Annotated in this window: 13 protein-coding genes, 1 tRNA gene and 3 rRNA genes; 9 read left to right on the top strand and 8 right to left on the bottom strand. The window is 57.6% G+C overall.

What is annotated here, in order from left to right:
- Positions 1 to 234 precede the first annotated feature (234 nt).
- Both FPJ27_RS19270 and FPJ27_RS19265 read left to right on the top strand, forming a co-directional pair.
- Positions 235 to 711, top strand: coding sequence for a carboxymuconolactone decarboxylase family protein (locus FPJ27_RS19270; RefSeq protein ID WP_072442540.1), 477 nt, complete (start codon positions 235 to 237; stop codon positions 709 to 711).
- Positions 711 to 1592 (top strand): sigma-70 family RNA polymerase sigma factor, encoded by an 882-nt coding sequence (locus FPJ27_RS19265; RefSeq protein ID WP_072442538.1) that lies wholly within the window; start codon positions 711 to 713, stop codon positions 1590 to 1592. The genes FPJ27_RS19270 and FPJ27_RS19265 overlap by 1 nt, the downstream gene beginning before the upstream one ends.
- A gap of 109 nt (positions 1593 to 1701) precedes the next feature.
- On the opposite strand, the gene FPJ27_RS19260 is transcribed toward FPJ27_RS19265, so the two are convergent.
- Together FPJ27_RS19260 and FPJ27_RS19255 are read right to left on the bottom strand one after the other, a co-directional pair.
- A complete protein-coding gene (locus FPJ27_RS19260) occupies positions 1702 to 2217 on the bottom strand; it encodes a DUF2628 domain-containing protein (RefSeq protein ID WP_204425148.1) in 516 nt (171 codons plus the stop codon).
- A 314-nt stretch (positions 2218 to 2531) separates the two neighbouring features.
- Positions 2532 to 2608: transfer RNA gene (locus tag FPJ27_RS19255), tRNA-Val, on the bottom strand.
- A gap of 637 nt (positions 2609 to 3245) precedes the next feature.
- On the opposite strand from FPJ27_RS19255, the gene FPJ27_RS19250 reads away from it, so the two are divergent.
- Together FPJ27_RS19250 and FPJ27_RS19245 are read left to right on the top strand one after the other, a co-directional pair.
- On the top strand, positions 3246 to 4139 hold the full coding sequence (locus tag FPJ27_RS19250) for an Imm72 family immunity protein (protein WP_204425146.1): 894 nt from the start codon (positions 3246 to 3248) through the stop codon (positions 4137 to 4139).
- 421 nt (positions 4140 to 4560) lie between these two features.
- Positions 4561 to 4737, top strand: coding sequence for a hypothetical protein (locus tag FPJ27_RS19245; RefSeq protein WP_177318411.1), 177 nt, complete (start codon positions 4561 to 4563; stop codon positions 4735 to 4737).
- A 49-nt stretch (positions 4738 to 4786) separates the two neighbouring features.
- On the opposite strand, the gene FPJ27_RS19240 is transcribed toward FPJ27_RS19245, so the two are convergent.
- Positions 4787 to 5545 carry an anti-sigma factor gene (locus tag FPJ27_RS19240; protein ID WP_204425144.1) on the bottom strand — a complete coding sequence of 253 codons (759 nt, stop codon included), beginning with the start codon at positions 5543 to 5545 and terminating at the stop codon, positions 4787 to 4789.
- Positions 5542 to 6063 carry a sigma-70 family RNA polymerase sigma factor gene (locus tag FPJ27_RS19235; protein ID WP_034183763.1) on the bottom strand — a complete coding sequence of 174 codons (522 nt, stop codon included), beginning with the start codon at positions 6061 to 6063 and terminating at the stop codon, positions 5542 to 5544. The genes FPJ27_RS19240 and FPJ27_RS19235 overlap by 4 nt, the downstream gene beginning before the upstream one ends.
- A gap of 157 nt (positions 6064 to 6220) precedes the next feature.
- Between FPJ27_RS19235 and FPJ27_RS19230 the strand changes: the two genes are divergently transcribed.
- The 5 genes from FPJ27_RS19230 to rrf all read left to right on the top strand — a co-directional run bounded on the left by FPJ27_RS19230 (position 6221) and on the right by rrf (position 13360).
- Complete coding sequence (locus tag FPJ27_RS19230) at positions 6221 to 7309, top strand: catalase family peroxidase (RefSeq protein ID WP_204425142.1); 1089 nt, start codon at positions 6221 to 6223, stop codon at positions 7307 to 7309.
- Positions 7309 to 7839, top strand: a complete 531-nt coding sequence (locus tag FPJ27_RS19225; protein WP_204425140.1) for a cytochrome b — start codon at positions 7309 to 7311, stop codon at positions 7837 to 7839. Before FPJ27_RS19230 ends, FPJ27_RS19225 begins: the two co-directional genes overlap by 1 nt.
- Before the next feature lie 414 nt (positions 7840 to 8253).
- Positions 8254 to 9786, top strand: a 16S ribosomal RNA gene (locus tag FPJ27_RS19220).
- Between the two features lie 395 nt (positions 9787 to 10181).
- A 23S ribosomal RNA gene (locus tag FPJ27_RS19215) occupies positions 10182 to 13063 on the top strand.
- A 184-nt stretch (positions 13064 to 13247) separates the two neighbouring features.
- Positions 13248 to 13360: ribosomal RNA gene (rrf, locus tag FPJ27_RS19210) — 5S ribosomal RNA — on the top strand.
- Together the 16S, 23S and 5S rRNA genes form the textbook arrangement of a ribosomal RNA operon.
- A 403-nt stretch (positions 13361 to 13763) precedes the next feature.
- On the opposite strand, the gene FPJ27_RS19205 is transcribed toward rrf, so the two are convergent.
- The 4 genes from FPJ27_RS19205 to FPJ27_RS19190 all read right to left on the bottom strand — a co-directional run bounded on the left by FPJ27_RS19205 (position 13764) and on the right by FPJ27_RS19190 (position 16166).
- Positions 13764 to 14432, bottom strand: a complete 669-nt coding sequence (locus tag FPJ27_RS19205; RefSeq protein ID WP_204425138.1) for a hypothetical protein — start codon at positions 14430 to 14432, stop codon at positions 13764 to 13766.
- Positions 14429 to 14893 (bottom strand): hypothetical protein, encoded by a 465-nt coding sequence (locus FPJ27_RS19200; protein WP_204425136.1) that lies wholly within the window; start codon positions 14891 to 14893, stop codon positions 14429 to 14431. The genes FPJ27_RS19205 and FPJ27_RS19200 overlap by 4 nt, the downstream gene beginning before the upstream one ends.
- Before the next feature lie 499 nt (positions 14894 to 15392).
- Positions 15393 to 15689 (bottom strand): hypothetical protein, encoded by a 297-nt coding sequence (locus FPJ27_RS19195; protein WP_204425134.1) that lies wholly within the window; start codon positions 15687 to 15689, stop codon positions 15393 to 15395.
- 111 nt (positions 15690 to 15800) lie between these two features.
- Complete coding sequence (locus FPJ27_RS19190) at positions 15801 to 16166, bottom strand: helix-turn-helix transcriptional regulator (RefSeq protein WP_204425132.1); 366 nt, start codon at positions 16164 to 16166, stop codon at positions 15801 to 15803.
- Positions 16167 to 16286: the final 120 nt, after the last annotated feature.

Genomic DNA, 16286 nt, shown 5'->3' with positions numbered 1-16286 from the left:
GCCGGCTGTTGCGACTACTGACGGCCCATGACATCCGCGCGGCGATCGTGATGGCCCGGCGACGCGTGGGGTTCTCGTCTGACAAGCGCTGTCACGTCGTTCGGTCGTTCGTGGTCATCGGCACCCTGCTGACCCGCGTTCCCGCGCCCTTCCAACATTTTTTTGCGTCGATGTCACATGCGCGGGGGGCTCGCTCGTCATATCACCGGAACCCACACGAAAGGAGAAGGAACCATGACTGCGAAACTCAATCCGTTTGCCGCCGCGCCCGCGCTGATGAAGAACTGGATGACCGTGTCGGTCGCCGCCGCCGGGAGCCTCGAGCCGACGCTGATCGAGCTGGTCAAGATCCGCGCATCGCAGATCAACGCGTGCGCGAACTGCATTAACATGCACACCGTCGAAGCGCGCGAGCAAGGCGAGACCGAGCAGCGCATCTACCTGCTGTCCGCTTGGCGCGAAGCACCCTGCTACACCGACCGCGAACGCGCGGCGCTCGGCTGGACCGAAGCGCTCACGCGGCTGTCCGAGGGCCACGCCGCGCACGAAGCGGCCTATGCGGCGCTGAACGACCACTTCAGCCAGGAGGAACAGGTGAAACTCACGCTGATGATCAACGTGATCAACGGCTGGAACCGGCTCGCTGTCGGCTTCGGGCTGTGGGTCGAGCCGGCTGAAGCGAAGGCCGCTGCCGCGAAGATGGTGGCCTGATGACGAACCTCGATCCGGCCGCGGGCAGCGCCGAAGAACCGGCCGACGCGGCCGCGAGCTTCGACCCGCTGCGCCGCACGCTGATCCGCGTCGCGTACCGGATGCTCGGTTCCGTCGCGGATGCCGAGGACGTGGTGCAGGAGGCGTTCATCCGCTGGATGGACGTCGACCGCACCGAAGTGCGCGTGCCCGAGGCGTTCCTGCGCCGCATGGTGATGCGCATGTGCCTCGACCAGTTGAAGTCTGCGCGGCACCAGCGCGAGACCTATATCGGCCCCTGGCTGCCCGAGCCGGTCGTCGAGGAAGACGAACAGGAAGACGTCACGCTGCCGCTGATGCTTGCGCTTGAACGGCTCTCGCCGCTCGAACGCGCGGCGTTCCTGCTGCACGACGTGTTCGGCCTCGAGTTCGACGAAATCGCCACGACGATCCAGCGCGACCCGGCCGCATGCCGGCAGCTCGCCGCGCGGGCCCGCACGCACGTGCGCGAGGCGCGGCCGCGGTTTCATGTCGAGAAGCAGCGCGGAATCGAATTGGCCGAGGCGTTCTTCGCGGCATCCCGCAGCGGCGATATGCGCGCGCTCGGCGCGATGCTCGCCGAGGACGTGAGCCTGCATTCGGACGGCGGCGGCAAGCGCGCGGCCGCAGGCAAGCCGGTGTTCGGCTTCGAGCGCGTGATGAAGGTGCACGAATACCTGGCCGAGCTGTTCGCCACGCATGCGTCGAAGCTCGTGCGGGCCGGGTTCATCAACGGGCTGCCGGGTTTCGTTACGCTGGAGTCGGATGGTGAGCTGCAGACGACGGCGCTCGAGATCGAGGACGGGAAGATCGTCGCGATCTATGTCGTGCGGAATCCTGACAAGTTGAAGCATTTGCATTGAGTGTGGCGCGGGAGCGCATCGCGTGTCGTATGCGATGGCGCTCCGCCCGCTTCTCGCTCGCCTCTTCCTGCGTCTCCCGCCCTGCTTTGCCGATCGTTGGCTGTCGCGGTTACTGCGTCGCGACCACGACGTTGCGAATCATGATCATCAGGAAACCGAGCAGCGGCGTCGCGATGGCGAACCCGGTCGCCGCAAGCCAGTTCGTGCCGCCTTGCGCCTCCAGCAGCGCGAGAAACGATTGGTTCGACGTCGCGTTCGGGCGCAGTTTTTCGATCTTGCGTTCGACGTGCGTCTTGTAGATGCCGTTCCCGCACCAGCCGAGCGCGACTGCGATCCCGATGGTGATCGGGTCGAGCGTGCTCGATTCGAAGTATTTCGGGAAGTACAGCAGCTCGACCAGCGTGATGCCGAGTGTGACGCCCAGCACGGCGGCCGCCTGCCAGTACATGCATCGATACGCCATCCAGACCGGACCCAGGAAGCACGCTGCCCAATTCCAGGACTGCCGGTTCTTGCGCGATGCTGCGATCTCCCACTTTCGTTCGAACCAGGCGGCTTTCTTGCCGACGTAAGCGGCGATTTCGTCGTTGCTCGCGGATGATGCGGTGGTCGTGACCTCGGACATGGTCGTTTGCTCTCAGTCGCGCGAATCGCGCGTTGTTGTTTTGATGCGGTTTGGGTGCGCTGGAAATCGAGCGGCATGCGGAGCACGCGCTTCGATGCGCACACGATTCTACTCGGTGCGTATTGCTGGTCGGCAGATCTGGATGTCGATGAGGACGCGATGCCGTGGATCGCGTGCAACGCATCGGGGCAACATGCGTTGTTTCGGCCGGAAAAAGAAAAACGCCACGCGAGGTTGCCGCGTGGCGTTTGTATGTTTGGCGAGCCGGATTGCCTGTAGGCAATTCGCGCTGCCGACCCCTTCATTTTGTTCGTTGGTAGGCTCGATTGGATTCGAACCAACGACCCCCACCATGTCAAGGTGGTGCTCTAACCAACTGAGCTACGAGCCTAAGAAGCCGCGAATTATAGAGAGGGTTTTTGAGGAGCACAAGCCCCTTCGTGAAGATTTTTTCAATCGAGAGGCGTGTGGTCTTGCTGGTTGCTGCGCGTGCCTGATGCCTGGTGTCACAGCGAAACGCGTCGGCACCGCGAGGTTATCCACACGCCCCTCTGGATAACCGTCCTGCAAGCCTCTGGATTCACAGTGGAGCGATTGAGGATATGTCGTCGAAGCTGTGAATCGACGAAAAGTTGTTCTGTGCTCCGCGGAGCTGTTCACGTGACGCACCCATGGTTATGCATCCTGCTTCGTGTTGATAATTCAGTGCGTTACGTAGGTTATCCACTGTGAGGCACAGGGCTTGTTAACGTATCACTACGTATGTATACGAACCCTGTTAACACCTTTGGATAAGCACAGTCCGGCGACTGTGCTTCGCGCGGGATATGCACTGCGTGCGGTGAACGGATAGACGATGCGGCAAGCTGTGATGTGTGTCGGATGATGTACGGTTACAGCAAGTACGAGGACGACATCCACTACTCGACGAAGACACGCCGGCTGGTAGGTGATGAAATCCAGACCAGGGCGACCAACAGCAAAGTGACCGCAGCGACTCGATCGGCAGCGAACAACGAAGGTCAGAGATGACGGATACGATCAAGCAGTACGACATGGCGGATGACGCGACGCGGCGCAGAATTTTCTGGCTGCTTCAACGCTCGAGCAGCCTGTCGCTCTGGACGCGCAAGCGCGACGCATTTGCGCGATTCGCGAACGCGTACGAGCATGCAGTGAACACGTGGCCCGACGACGATCCGGAGCCAATTCATGACAAGCACTTTCCGCTCATCGCCGAGATTCTCGCTGCCTACGATCGAGGGCTGACCGAGTTGGCCCGAGGGAACCGGCACGTCTGGCTGCGCGGTGGGCCGCTGGAATACGCAGTCGACCGGTATAACTATTTGAACGCGTATTTCTTCCCTCATCCCGACTACTGGGACCGCGGTGCGCAGGCTGCCCCGTACCCGCCGAAGATCGACGCGCTAGCCCAACTGCTGCAAGCATCGGAATACCAGGTAGAGCATGCGCCGTTCGAGCCGGGATATGACGACCTCGCACATCTGCGTTGGGCAGAGCTGTTGCTGTCCGCGAGTGCATATAAGCACAACTTCTATACGCTTCAGTATCCGGTGTTTCCGGAGGGCTTGCCGGAGGTTCCGCAGGCTGCAGGCCCGGTGATCAAGACCGGCCAGAAAGTGCCTTGCGACGGCATCTGGGAACCGGTTGCCGTCGAGCAATCGAAGTGGCTGGGCATCGTGCCGATCGGCAAGCGCAGTTTTCGCAACGACGGTTGCTTCAATTATTTCATTCGAGGCATTCGTGCGCCGAACCTGAGGGATGATGTCACCGGATTGTTCATCCGGACGCGCTGGCGATTGTTATGGGAAGACCGGCGATACACGGACGGCGTCATCCCCGACGAATCGCAGTATTTCCTTGAGTCACTGCAGGTGCCGCAGACGAGCTCGAACCCGTGATATCCGGACGGCAGCCTGCTCTACGACGTGGGCGTTTGCGGAATGCGCATCGCGTTTCGTGCAATTGCCGGCGGGCCACGTGTGGACAACTCACACACCCAACCAGTCGAATTGCTGTGCATCGAACAGGTGAGCGCCTTGCATTCGACCACACGAATCAGCCCGAATGTCTTGTATGGTAGGGATTTGCCGGAATAGAGCAGATGATGCGGATAATTTTCGCGCGATCCGTCGTGATTGAATGCCTTGTGGATATCGAGAAGTCAAAGCACTCGAAGACCTGTGCATTCAATCGGTGAGGGTAATCGAATTCGGTGCAGGTGTTCGCGTTATCTCACAGGTTGTGGATATCACACGCAAAAACAACCCGAAACACTGTGCCAACCAAAGGTGGGCGAGCCTACCGATAGCCGCATGTGGCATGACCCTGATCGATGTGGATATCCCGTTCCGCGCCGACTCAAAACCCTGTGATTTCAAAGGTGAGGGCACCGAACGTCGTTTCGATGTGGACAACCGCCCAGCAAAGTCACTCGAAACACTGTGCATTCGAGTGGTGAGCGTGAGCACATTCAAGCCGGCTAAGCCCCGTGATTAGAGGCCCTGGCGGCAACCAACGCCCCCCACCGCGGCGCGCATTGTACCGTTCAAGTCTGCTGATCGAGCGCCTGCGCAACCGCCTTCTCCCCAAGGCTCCCGGCCGGCCCGACCACCGCATAGTTGAGCCCGTTCACCGACCCATATCGTGCCAGCAGCGCGCCATCCACGCGTTGCCCGGCCGGCAGCAGCCGATGTTTCGATTCCGCCGGCCGGAGATAGAAGCTCAGCGTTCGCCCCGCACCGTCCTCATAGAGCACCATCGCAGCCGTGGCTCCGCTGTCCGTCGTGAACAACCGTCCGCCGACGGGCCTGAACCCAGCCGCGCTCAAATCCGGCAGCTTCGCCGACGCGCCCACGCGCTGGGTGAGCCACCCCTGCAAATCTCCCGCACCCGTCGGCCGGTAATCCACCTTTGCCGTCTGATCGACCACCATCATCCGGTAAGCCTCGACCGCATCGCTCATCGGCGCGACAGCCGGCGCCGCGTTCCACCCGCGCGCCTGCCACCCGCCGAACGTCCCGAGCCCGACGCAGAACACGAACGAAGCCGCCATCGCGAACCGCATCCGCGTGCGCTCCGCGCGCCGCGCCCGAATCGCCGCCGGATCGAGCGCCGGGTTGTCCGCCGGCATCCGCACGCTCTCCAGCGCCGCCCTCAACCGCTGCGCATCCTGCTGCCATTGCTTCACCTGTTCCGCGCGCTCCGGATGCAGCGCGAGATAGCGCTCGACCGCGGCGCGCGCATCGTCGTCGAGCTGGCCGTCGACATAGGCCTGAAGGTCGTGTTCGTTCGGAGGGGTGTTCATTTCTTCATCAAGCGCAAAGAAGGAGCGGGAAGCTCGCCGTCGCTGAGCTGGCGCAGCGCCTGGCGCGCGCGGGAGAGCCGCGACATCACGGTGCCGATCGGCACGTCGAGCAGGTCGGCGACTTCCTGATAGGTGAAGCCCTCGACCGCGACGAGCAGCAGCAGGCTGCGCTGCTCGTCGGAGAGCCGGCCGAACGCTTCGAGCGTCGCGCGCGCCGCGAATTCGCGTTCGGCGGACGGCCAGTGCGCTTCGTCATCGTCCCGGATGCGGCCGAGCAGCCACGCGTAGCGCTTCGCGCTGCGTTTGCCGTCGAGAAACTGCCGGTAAAGGATCGTGAAGAGCCAGCTGCGCAGCGACGCGTCGTCGCGGCGGCTCGTCCAGCGCGACAGCGCGCGCTCGAGCGTCGACTGGACGAGATCGTCGGCCGCGTGGACGTCGCGCGCCAGCCAGAGCGCGAAGCGCCGCAGCCTGGGGAGGAGTTCGCGCAACGCTTCGTCGTCGAGGGCGGTGGAGGGCATGGCCGGGCCGGTTGCCGAAAGGGTCGAGATGTCGCGTAGGACGCCGGTCGGCGCCGATTATTCCATCAAGCATAGGAAAAAAATTTTCGTGGAATAAAGTGGCGCGGGTGGCGTCCTACGCGGGTTCGACAATGATCTGACGATCGGGAGTGCATCCATGAAGCAATCTTCCTCTTCTTCGCCGCAGCGCGAGCCCGGGCGCGGGTGGTGGCGCTGGGCCGTGATCGGCGGCGCGGTGGCCGGCGTGGCCGTCGCGTTCGGGTATGCCGGCGGGTGGCTCGCGCCGGCGCGACTGACCCCGCAGCGGCTCGTCGACGCGCTGCAGACCAACAGCGGCATCCATCCGGGCTACCGGCGCAATCACGCGAAGGGCGTGTGCGTGACCGGTTACTTCGAAGGCAACGGGGCCGCGAGCGCGTATTCGGTCGCGCCGTTCTTCAAGGCGGTGCGCACGCCAGTGGTCGGGCGGTTCGCGCTGCCGGGCGGGAATCCGTATGCGCCGGACAGCAGCGTGCCGATCCGCAGCCTCGCGCTGAAGCTGACCGCGCCCGACGGCGAGCAATGGCGGACCGGGATGAACGCGATGCCCGTGTTTCCGGTGGCGACGCCGCAGGTGTTTTATCAGCTGACGGTGGCGACCCGGCCCGATCCGAAGACGGGCAAGCCTGATCAGGCGAAGGCGAAGGCGTTTTTCGGCGCACATCCGGAGACGGCCGCGTTCCTGCAGTGGGTGAAGGGTGCGAAACCGAGCGCGAGTTACGTCACCGAGAGCTATTACGGGTTGAACGCGTTCTACTTCGTCGATGCGGCGGGCAAGCGCCAGGCGGTGAGGTGGCGCGTCGTGCCGGAGCAGACGGCCGGCGCCGGGGACGTCGCGACGGCCGCGGATCCGAACGTGTTGCAGCAGGACGTGACGCAGCGCATCGCGGCCGGTGCGCAGAAGTGGAAGCTGCTGGTCACCTTGGCGGAGCCTGGCGATCCGGTGGACGACGCGACGAAGGTCTGGCCCGCGCAGCGAACGACGATCGATGCGGGGACGCTGGTGCTCGATCGCGTGGAGGCGCAGGACAGCGGGCCGTGCCGCGACGTGAATTACGACCCGACGGTGCTGCCGCAGGGGATTCAGGTGTCGGGGGATCCGTTGCTGGCGGCGCGGTCGGCGGCTTATGCGGATTCGTATCTGCGGCGGACCAGTGAAGAGGCTGGGGTGGCTGGCGTGGCCAAGTTGAGTTCGGAGGGGCGGTGATGAAGACTTCTACGACGTTTAGTCTGCCGGCGAGGGTGCTGCATTGGGTGATGGCCGCGATGATCGTCGCGATGCTGTTTATCGGGGTGGGGATGGTTTCGTCCGTCTCCGAGCGGCATGCGGTGTTGGTGGCTTTGCACAAGCCGCTGGGTATCGCCGTGCTGGTGCTGGTTTGCGTGCGGATCGTGGTGCGGTTTTTATCGAAGCCGCCGGCGTTGCCTGAAGACCTGCCGTGGTGGCAGAAGGTTGCCGCGCATGGGTCGCATCTCGTGCTGTATGCGCTGATGGTCGCGATGCCGCTGATCGGGTGGGCGATGCTTTCGGCCGGCGGGTATCCGGTGACGCTGGGCGATGGCGTGCAGTTGCCGGCGATTGTTTCGGCCGACCCGGCGACGTTCGCGTGGCTCAGGGTTGCGCACCGGGTGCTGGCTTACCTGTTCTTCGCGACGTTCCTCGCGCACTTTGCGGCGGCGCTGTATCACGGGTTGATTCGGCGGGACGGCGTGGTGAGGGCGATGGTGGGACGGTGAGCGACGGACGGTTGCGTTCGCTGCGGCGGGGCGGTTCGTGGGCTACCGGCGTACCCGCGTTGCCGCCTCTATGCCACCGGCTGCAACCCCGTTGATCCCCGGCTCCACCTCCTGCCAAAAAAATGTTTCAAGAATTTTTCAAAAAGTACTTGACGGCGAAGTCGGGGAAAACCATAATTCGGCCTCTCTTGATTGAGACGCGAAACAAACGAGACGTTTGAAACGCGACGTTCTTTAAAAATTAACAGCCGATAAGTGTGGGCGCTTGATGGAAGCGAGCTGATCCTCGGATCAGATAGCGAAAGTATCAAGAGTCTCACACTAAAGTAAGTCAGGTTTATGAAGTGATTCATATTCCTGTCAGCTTTGAGTGAGCGACCGGTTCTTAACTGAACCGAAAACAGTAACAGGTTTAAACTGAAGAGTTTGATCCTGGCTCAGATTGAACGCTGGCGGCATGCCTTACACATGCAAGTCGAACGGCAGCACGGGTGCTTGCACCTGGTGGCGAGTGGCGAACGGGTGAGTAATACATCGGAACATGTCCTGTAGTGGGGGATAGCCCGGCGAAAGCCGGATTAATACCGCATACGATCTACGGATGAAAGCGGGGGACCTTCGGGCCTCGCGCTATAGGGTTGGCCGATGGCTGATTAGCTAGTTGGTGGGGTAAAGGCCTACCAAGGCGACGATCAGTAGCTGGTCTGAGAGGACGACCAGCCACACTGGGACTGAGACACGGCCCAGACTCCTACGGGAGGCAGCAGTGGGGAATTTTGGACAATGGGCGAAAGCCTGATCCAGCAATGCCGCGTGTGTGAAGAAGGCCTTCGGGTTGTAAAGCACTTTTGTCCGGAAAGAAATCCTTGGTTCTAATATAGCCGGGGGATGACGGTACCGGAAGAATAAGCACCGGCTAACTACGTGCCAGCAGCCGCGGTAATACGTAGGGTGCGAGCGTTAATCGGAATTACTGGGCGTAAAGCGTGCGCAGGCGGTTTGCTAAGACCGATGTGAAATCCCCGGGCTCAACCTGGGAACTGCATTGGTGACTGGCAGGCTAGAGTATGGCAGAGGGGGGTAGAATTCCACGTGTAGCAGTGAAATGCGTAGAGATGTGGAGGAATACCGATGGCGAAGGCAGCCCCCTGGGCCAATACTGACGCTCATGCACGAAAGCGTGGGGAGCAAACAGGATTAGATACCCTGGTAGTCCACGCCCTAAACGATGTCAACTAGTTGTTGGGGATTCATTTCCTTAGTAACGTAGCTAACGCGTGAAGTTGACCGCCTGGGGAGTACGGTCGCAAGATTAAAACTCAAAGGAATTGACGGGGACCCGCACAAGCGGTGGATGATGTGGATTAATTCGATGCAACGCGAAAAACCTTACCTACCCTTGACATGGTCGGAATCCTGCTGAGAGGTGGGAGTGCTCGAAAGAGAACCGGCGCACAGGTGCTGCATGGCTGTCGTCAGCTCGTGTCGTGAGATGTTGGGTTAAGTCCCGCAACGAGCGCAACCCTTGTCCTTAGTTGCTACGCAAGAGCACTCTAGGGAGACTGCCGGTGACAAACCGGAGGAAGGTGGGGATGACGTCAAGTCCTCATGGCCCTTATGGGTAGGGCTTCACACGTCATACAATGGTCGGAACAGAGGGTTGCCAACCCGCGAGGGGGAGCTAATCCCAGAAAACCGATCGTAGTCCGGATTGCACTCTGCAACTCGAGTGCATGAAGCTGGAATCGCTAGTAATCGCGGATCAGCATGCCGCGGTGAATACGTTCCCGGGTCTTGTACACACCGCCCGTCACACCATGGGAGTGGGTTTTACCAGAAGTGGCTAGTCTAACCGCAAGGAGGACGGTCACCACGGTAGGATTCATGACTGGGGTGAAGTCGTAACAAGGTAGCCGTATCGGAAGGTGCGGCTGGATCACCTCCTTTCCAGAGCTTCTCGCAAAGTTGAGCGCTCACGCTTATCGGCTGTTGGTCAAGACAGAAACTCTATCTGTCTGCGGTCGAATCGGTTATAATACCGGCCGCATTTTCCAATCTTCAATGATAAATATTCGAATGAAGTTTGTTCGAGTCTTTTTCATTGGCGATTGAGCCAGTCAGAGTGATACGTAGTAAGTATCGGCTGTCGTTCTTTAACAATCTGGAAGAAGCAAGTAATTTGGATAGCGGAAGCGTCTTGAGATGGACGTGAAAACTATCCGGGTTGTGATTGTATCGATGTATCTCAAGATGATTCGAACTCTATGTTCGACTCAATTGGAATACGGCACAACGCGAGAACTCAACCTGTAACGACTGTCGAAGAGACAGACTCGTTATAGGGTCAAGCGAACAAGTGCATGTGGTGGATGCCTTGGCGATCACAGGCGATGAAGGACGCGGTAGCCTGCGAAAAGCTACGGGGAGCTGGCAAACGAGCTTTGATCCGTAGATGTCCGAATGGGGAAACCCGGCCCTTTTGGGTCATCCTGGACTGAATACATAGGTCCAGAGAAGCGAACGCGGTGAACTGAAACATCTAAGTAACCGCAGGAAAAGAAATCAACCGAGATTCCCAAAGTAGTGGCGAGCGAAATGGGATGAGCCTTGCACTCTTTATTTGTATTGTTAGCCGAACGCTCTGGAAAGTGCGGCCATAGCAGGTGATAGCCCTGTAGGCGAAAACAGTATGAAAGAACTAGGTGTGCGACAAGTAGGGCGGGACACGTGAAATCCTGTCTGAAGATGGGGGGACCATCCTCCAAGGCTAAATACTCGTGATCGACCGATAGTGAACCAGTACCGTGAGGGAAAGGCGAAAAGAACCCCGGGAGGGGAGTGAAATAGATCCTGAAACCGCATGCATACAAACAGTCGGAGCCTCGCAAGGGGTGACGGCGTACCTTTTGTATAATGGGTCAGCGACTTACGTTCAGTAGCAAGCTTAACCGTATAGGGCAGGCGTAGCGAAAGCGAGTCCGAATAGGGCGTTCAGTTGCTGGGCGTAGACCCGAAACCAAGTGATCTATCCATGGCCAGGATGAAGGTGCGGTAACACGTACTGGAGGTCCGAACCCACTAACGTTGAAAAGTTAGGGGATGAGCTGTGGATAGGGGTGAAAGGCTAAACAAACTTGGAAATAGCTGGTTCTCTCCGAAAACTATTTAGGTAGTGCCTCGTGTCTCACCTTCGGGGGTAGAGCACTGTCATGGTTGGGGGGTCTATTGCAGATTACCCCGCCATAGCAAACTCCGAATACCGAAGAGTGCAATCACGGGAGACAGACATCGGGTGCTAACGTCCGGTGTCAAGAGGGAAACAACCCAGACCGCCAGCTAAGGTCCCCAAATATAGCTAAGTGGGAAACGAAGTGGGAAGGCTAAAACAGTCAGGAGGTTGGCTTAGAAGCAGCCACCCTTTAAAGAAAGCGTAATAGCTCACTGATCGAGTCGTCCTGCGCGGAAGATGTAACGGGGCTAAGCTATATACCGAAGCTGCGGATGCGAGCTTTGCTCGCATGGTAGGAGAGCGTTCCGTAAGCCTGCGAAGGTGCGTTGAAAAGCGTGCTGGAGGTATCGGAAGTGCGAATGCTGACATGAGTAGCGATAAAGGGGGTGAAAGGCCCCCTCGCCGTAAGCCCAAGGTTTCCTACGCAACGTTCATCGGCGTAGGGTGAGTCGGCCCCTAAGGCGAGGCAGAAATGCGTAGCTGATGGGAAGCAGGTCAATATTCCTGCACCATTGTTAGATGCGATGGGGGGACGGATCGCGGAAGGTTGTCCGGGTGTTGGAAGTCCCGGTCGCTGCATTGGAGAAGGCGCTTAGGCAAATCCGGGCGCAGGATTCAAGGGTGTGGCGCGAGCTCCTTAGGGAGCGAAGCAATTGGAAGTGGTTCCAAGAAAAGCCTCTAAGCTTCAGTCTAACGATGACCGTACCGCAAACCGACACAGGTGGGCGAGATGAGTATTCTAAGGCGCTTGAGAGAACTCGGGAGAAGGAACTCGGCAAATTGGTACCGTAACTTCGGGATAAGGTACGCCCTTGTAGCTTGATGCGCCTGCGCGCAGAGGGTGAAGGGGTTGCAATAAACTGGTGGCTGCGACTGTTTAATAAAAACACAGCACTCTGCAAACACGAAAGTGGACGTATAGGGTGTGACGCCTGCCCGGTGCCGGAAGATTAAATGATGGGGTGCAAGCTCTTGATTGAAGTCCCGGTAAACGGCGGCCGTAACTATAACGGTCCTAAGGTAGCGAAATTCCTTGTCGGGTAAGTTCCGACCTGCACGAATGGCGTAACGATGGCCACACTGTCTCCTCCCGAGACTCAGCGAAGTTGAAGTGTTTGTGATGATGCAATCTACCCGCGGCTAGACGGAAAGACCCCATGAACCTTTACTGTAGCTTTGCATTGGACTTTGAACCGATCTGTGTAGGATAGGTGGGAGGCTATGAAACCGGAACGCTAGTTTCGGTGGAGCCGTCCTTGAAATACCACCCTGGTTTGTTTGAGGTTCTAACCTTGGCCCGTGATCCGGGTCGGGGACAGTGCATGGTAGGCAGTTTGACTGGGGCGGTCTCCTCCCAAAGCGTAACGGAGGAGTACGAAGGTACGCTAGGTACGGTCGGAAATCGTGCTGATAGTGCAATGGCATAAGCGTGCTTAACTGCGAGACCGACAAGTCGAGCAGGTGCGAAAGCAGGTCATAGTGATCCGGTGGTTCTGTATGGAAGGGCCATCGCTCAACGGATAAAAGGTACTCTGGGGATAACAGGCTGATACCGCCCAAGAGTTCATATCGACGGCGGTGTTTGGCACCTCGATGTCGGCTCATCTCATCCTGGGGCTGTAGCCGGTCCCAAGGGTATGGCTGTTCGCCATTTAAAGAGGTACGTGAGCTGGGTTTAAAACGTCGTGAGACAGTTTGGTCCCTATCTGCCGTGGGCGTTGGATATTTGAAGGGGGCTGCTCCTAGTACGAGAGGACCGGAGTGGACGAACCTCTGGTGTACCGGTTGTCACGCCAGTGGCATCGCCGGGTAGCTATGTTCGGAAGAGATAACCGCTGAAAGCATCTAAGCGGGAAACTCGCCTTAAGATGAGATATCCCTGGGGACTAGATCCCCTTGAAGGGTCGTTCGAGACCAGGACGTTGATAGGTCAGGTGTGTAAGCGCAGTAATGCGTTCAGCTAACTGATACTAATTGCCCGTAAGGCTTGATCCTATAACAAGTCTGTTTCGACAGTCGTTAGCGCTTCAGCGCTTACGAATGTCGAACGTCGAGTGCGAGGCACTCGACGTACTGCGGTTGAAGTACCGCGTACGTGTGAGATACAGCTCACAACTCAAGATTACTGCTTCTTCCCAGATTGGTTCTGTTGGCCACGCCAGCAGAACAACCCCCTTTGCCTGATGACCATAGCGAGTCGGTCCCACCCCTTCCCATCCCGAACAGGACCGTGAAACGACTCTACGCCGATGATAGTGCGGATTCCCGTGTGAAAGTAGGTAATCGTCAGGCTCCCTAAGCCAGAAACCCCCGCCCGAACAGGCGGGGGTTTTTGCATTGGCACGGCAGATTTTCAACGCAGGAAATCTACTACGCAGGTCTAGATTTCGATGGATGACGATACCTGGAAGAACCAGACGCGGCGACGGTGAACACTCCCAGGCAAACACGTCGTCATTGAGTGATGCCTGCTCTCCCTCTGGGTCAATCGTGGTGATGCGCGGCCCGTCCCGCAGAATCTTCCCGACCGTCTTGCATACGGGGCACCAGAAGACTGGATTGCCTGCGTAAGCCTGTTCGCCGGTACCAATCCGATCGTTGCCCTCACCATCCTGCGCCGCCCACCGTCGTGGTATCACCTTTCACGACGTCATAGCGCTTCACCTGGATACTTCGTATTCCTCTCGGCGCAAGGTTATCGACGTTTGGCTTTGAGATTTCTGAAGGTGGTGCGAAATTGAGCGACGACTTGATCTTCCGTGTCTTTGGTTAGAGGAGTAAGTCCAAAAAAACGTTGACGCTTGTGGTGCGCTAAAACCCGATCAACTGATCGGCCGTCACTATTGCTTAGAAAAAATCGTCCTTCGCTGCCTAAGTCAGCGGTCACGCCTAAAAATTGACGACCGAGATCTATCCCCAGTTTTCCAGTATAGAATTTGCATTCGGCAGTTAATACAACGTTCATTTTTTTGGGGTGAACATGGTTCATGCGGCAGAACTCTCCCTCGGATGCTTCTACTACCATGACGTCGCATTCATGAAGCACCCCCGCCAATCCTTCAACATATACTCCAATATGAGCTTCGAACGTTAATCCGTTTGAAAATCTGATGTATGCGTGACTATAATCATTTGTTGTGGAAAAAATTCGACCGGGCGCCGTGCGAAAGCGAAGTGGAGATGGATTGGTAATACCCATCGAGGAGCGGAAACTAATCATCGCGCCTTCCTCTTCAGCTGCACGTAGTACAAGTGTCAGAACATAGATTTCAAATGCATCGTTTGCTTGTCCTGCAGATATAACGGGAGGGTGAGCAGCTAACAATCGATTGTAGGCGGTCACAAGGTCTGCAAATGAAGTCATGAGTCGAATTCCTTATCGAATTCCGTAAAAATATTGCGTGAATATTCGCGATTTTTTTCGATAATTCCAAATTCGAGTGAGTAGTTAAATTGACCTTGCTCTGGTTCATCCGGTGGAATAAACTCAATGCGATCTGCCTGTGCACCAAAACTACGAAGTAATTCGATTCCAGTAGCTTGAATCTCGGGAAGCTCTATGAATAGAGTTCGTAGCGCTGATCTCAAAAGTTCGATTTTCTCAACGTCGGAATATGGCCGGGTTGTTTCGTATTTTTCTCTCTTTTGTCTTTCTCTGCTGCTCAAGCCGAGTGGTTCCATTCCAGAAAATTGCGCGTCTGAAGATGCCTCTTTGACGCTCATCGATATTCCTTGTGAAAATGTCTGAGTTAGCTGGTCTGCCACCCACGCTGTTGAACTATCCTGTCGAAGCAACGACAGAAATGAGTTAATTTCTTCATCCATGACGACTCCAAGTTTTTCAATTTTGTTGGGTCGGGTAATTTTTCAAAAAGCTTTAGGGAGGCTTCGAAAGAATTCACCTGCCAATATCAACGGTCGATATTCCGAAAACTTTAGCTGATTTCCGTGATTTTGGGTGAGCCGTCGTGATAGTTTTGTGACCTGCTACCGGTGCTTTTCGGGGTGGGCTCGCTTAAACATACGTTAGCACGCTGGCAAATTGCCGGGCATCGGTCACCGTTGCGGAGTTTGACTGCCAGTGCTGTTTGAAATTCCACTCGATCGGATAGGCGGTGCTTTCGGCGAGAGAGTAAGCGGAGCCGTGAGGGCTGCCGATGCGGAGGTGATGACGGAAGGTTGCGTTCCGCTGTTGTGACGGTTGTTGACGGTGGCCGTAGAAGAGCCGCGGTGCTAGCTGAGCCAAGGAATGGTGCGCAGAGATCCGCTGAACGCCGAGTCAACCACCGAGGCAACAAGGGCCGCATAAAGCGGCCCTTGCTGGTTATGCCGGCGAGTCTTCCGGTTCAGGATCGTGGTAAGGCTGCTCTCGCAGCGCTAGCTGGCTGTAGTCCGGCGAGATCGTGATTTTCCGGGTGACGTAGTTGACGTCGAGGTAGACGCGATCGCCCGGTTTGAATCCAAAGATCTTGAAATCCAGATCGATTGCCTTCATCCACGGCAGGTAAGGCCAGCCGCGCTTGGGAAGGTCCGGGTAGTTGCGGAGGACCAGTTCAAACGTTTTTTGCATGTTGACCGGTTTGTTCTTCTTGCGACGTGTCTTACTATTGGCGTCAGCCATTTCCGACTCCTTGTGCGAGTTGGTGGTGGTCAGCGGGTCGTATGGGTGGCAGCCCATGCGGCCCGCGCTTCTACTGCTTTGCTCTCTTCAGTCTTTCATTGGATTCGCGTTTCAGAGAGAAACGATCTTCCCCACCGCTGGTGCGACGGGACCGCCGACAGACATTCGATGCTTGAGAAGCAGCGCCTCAAGTACCGATTTGGCAACGAGCTTGTCGTCGGGGCCGAGTGCCCGCAAGCCTTCAAAAATCGGGCGAAAGTCCTCGTCCAGTCGAAGTTCGCTCGAATCAAACAGCAACGAATCGGTGCTTACACACAGAGCAATTGCGAGGCGTTTCATCACATCGAGATTCGGACGCGTCAGCCCGGCTTCATATCGATTGATCTGCACCGTGTGCACCTTTGCGCGATCGGCCAGTTGCTGTTGGGTGAACCCTCTCTGCTTGCGGAAGGTTGCGAGTCGATTCGAAAAAGCCATAGGTGTAATGCAACAGTCGAAGAGGTGCGAGGTGGATACGTCAGTCAGTGTGTATGGACAGTGTAGTGTTTGTCGCATCTCATAAATCATCGTGATGTGCGGATTGGCCGATTGGTAGAT

The organism is Burkholderia sp. MS455, from assembly GCF_016899445.1.
Classification (GTDB): domain Bacteria; phylum Pseudomonadota; class Gammaproteobacteria; order Burkholderiales; family Burkholderiaceae; genus Burkholderia; species Burkholderia pyrrocinia_C.
Note: the sequence above shows the minus strand (reverse complement) of the source record. Positions and strands in the feature narration are given on the sequence as shown.

Bases quoted from the DNA above. Each gene is read 5' to 3' on its own strand.
- FPJ27_RS19270 (WP_072442540.1), top strand. From the start codon at position 235: ATGACTGCGAAACTCAATCCGTTTGCCGCCGCGCCCGCGCTGATGAAG.
- FPJ27_RS19265 (WP_072442538.1), top strand. From the start codon at position 711: ATGACGAACCTCGATCCGGCCGCGGGCAGCGCCGAAGAACCGGCCGAC.
- FPJ27_RS19260 (WP_204425148.1), bottom strand. From the start codon at position 2,217: ATGTCCGAGGTCACGACCACCGCATCATCCGCGAGCAACGACGAAATC.
- FPJ27_RS19250 (WP_204425146.1), top strand. From the start codon at position 3,246: ATGACGGATACGATCAAGCAGTACGACATGGCGGATGACGCGACGCGG.
- FPJ27_RS19245 (WP_177318411.1), top strand. From the start codon at position 4,561: ATGACCCTGATCGATGTGGATATCCCGTTCCGCGCCGACTCAAAACCC.
- FPJ27_RS19240 (WP_204425144.1), bottom strand. From the start codon at position 5,545: ATGAACACCCCTCCGAACGAACACGACCTTCAGGCCTATGTCGACGGC.
- FPJ27_RS19235 (WP_034183763.1), bottom strand. From the start codon at position 6,063: ATGCCCTCCACCGCCCTCGACGACGAAGCGTTGCGCGAACTCCTCCCC.
- FPJ27_RS19230 (WP_204425142.1), top strand. From the start codon at position 6,221: ATGAAGCAATCTTCCTCTTCTTCGCCGCAGCGCGAGCCCGGGCGCGGG.
- FPJ27_RS19225 (WP_204425140.1), top strand. From the start codon at position 7,309: ATGAAGACTTCTACGACGTTTAGTCTGCCGGCGAGGGTGCTGCATTGG.
- FPJ27_RS19205 (WP_204425138.1), bottom strand. From the start codon at position 14,432: ATGACTTCATTTGCAGACCTTGTGACCGCCTACAATCGATTGTTAGCT.
- FPJ27_RS19200 (WP_204425136.1), bottom strand. From the start codon at position 14,893: ATGGATGAAGAAATTAACTCATTTCTGTCGTTGCTTCGACAGGATAGT.
- FPJ27_RS19195 (WP_204425134.1), bottom strand. From the start codon at position 15,689: ATGGCTGACGCCAATAGTAAGACACGTCGCAAGAAGAACAAACCGGTC.
- FPJ27_RS19190 (WP_204425132.1), bottom strand. From the start codon at position 16,166: ATGGCTTTTTCGAATCGACTCGCAACCTTCCGCAAGCAGAGAGGGTTC.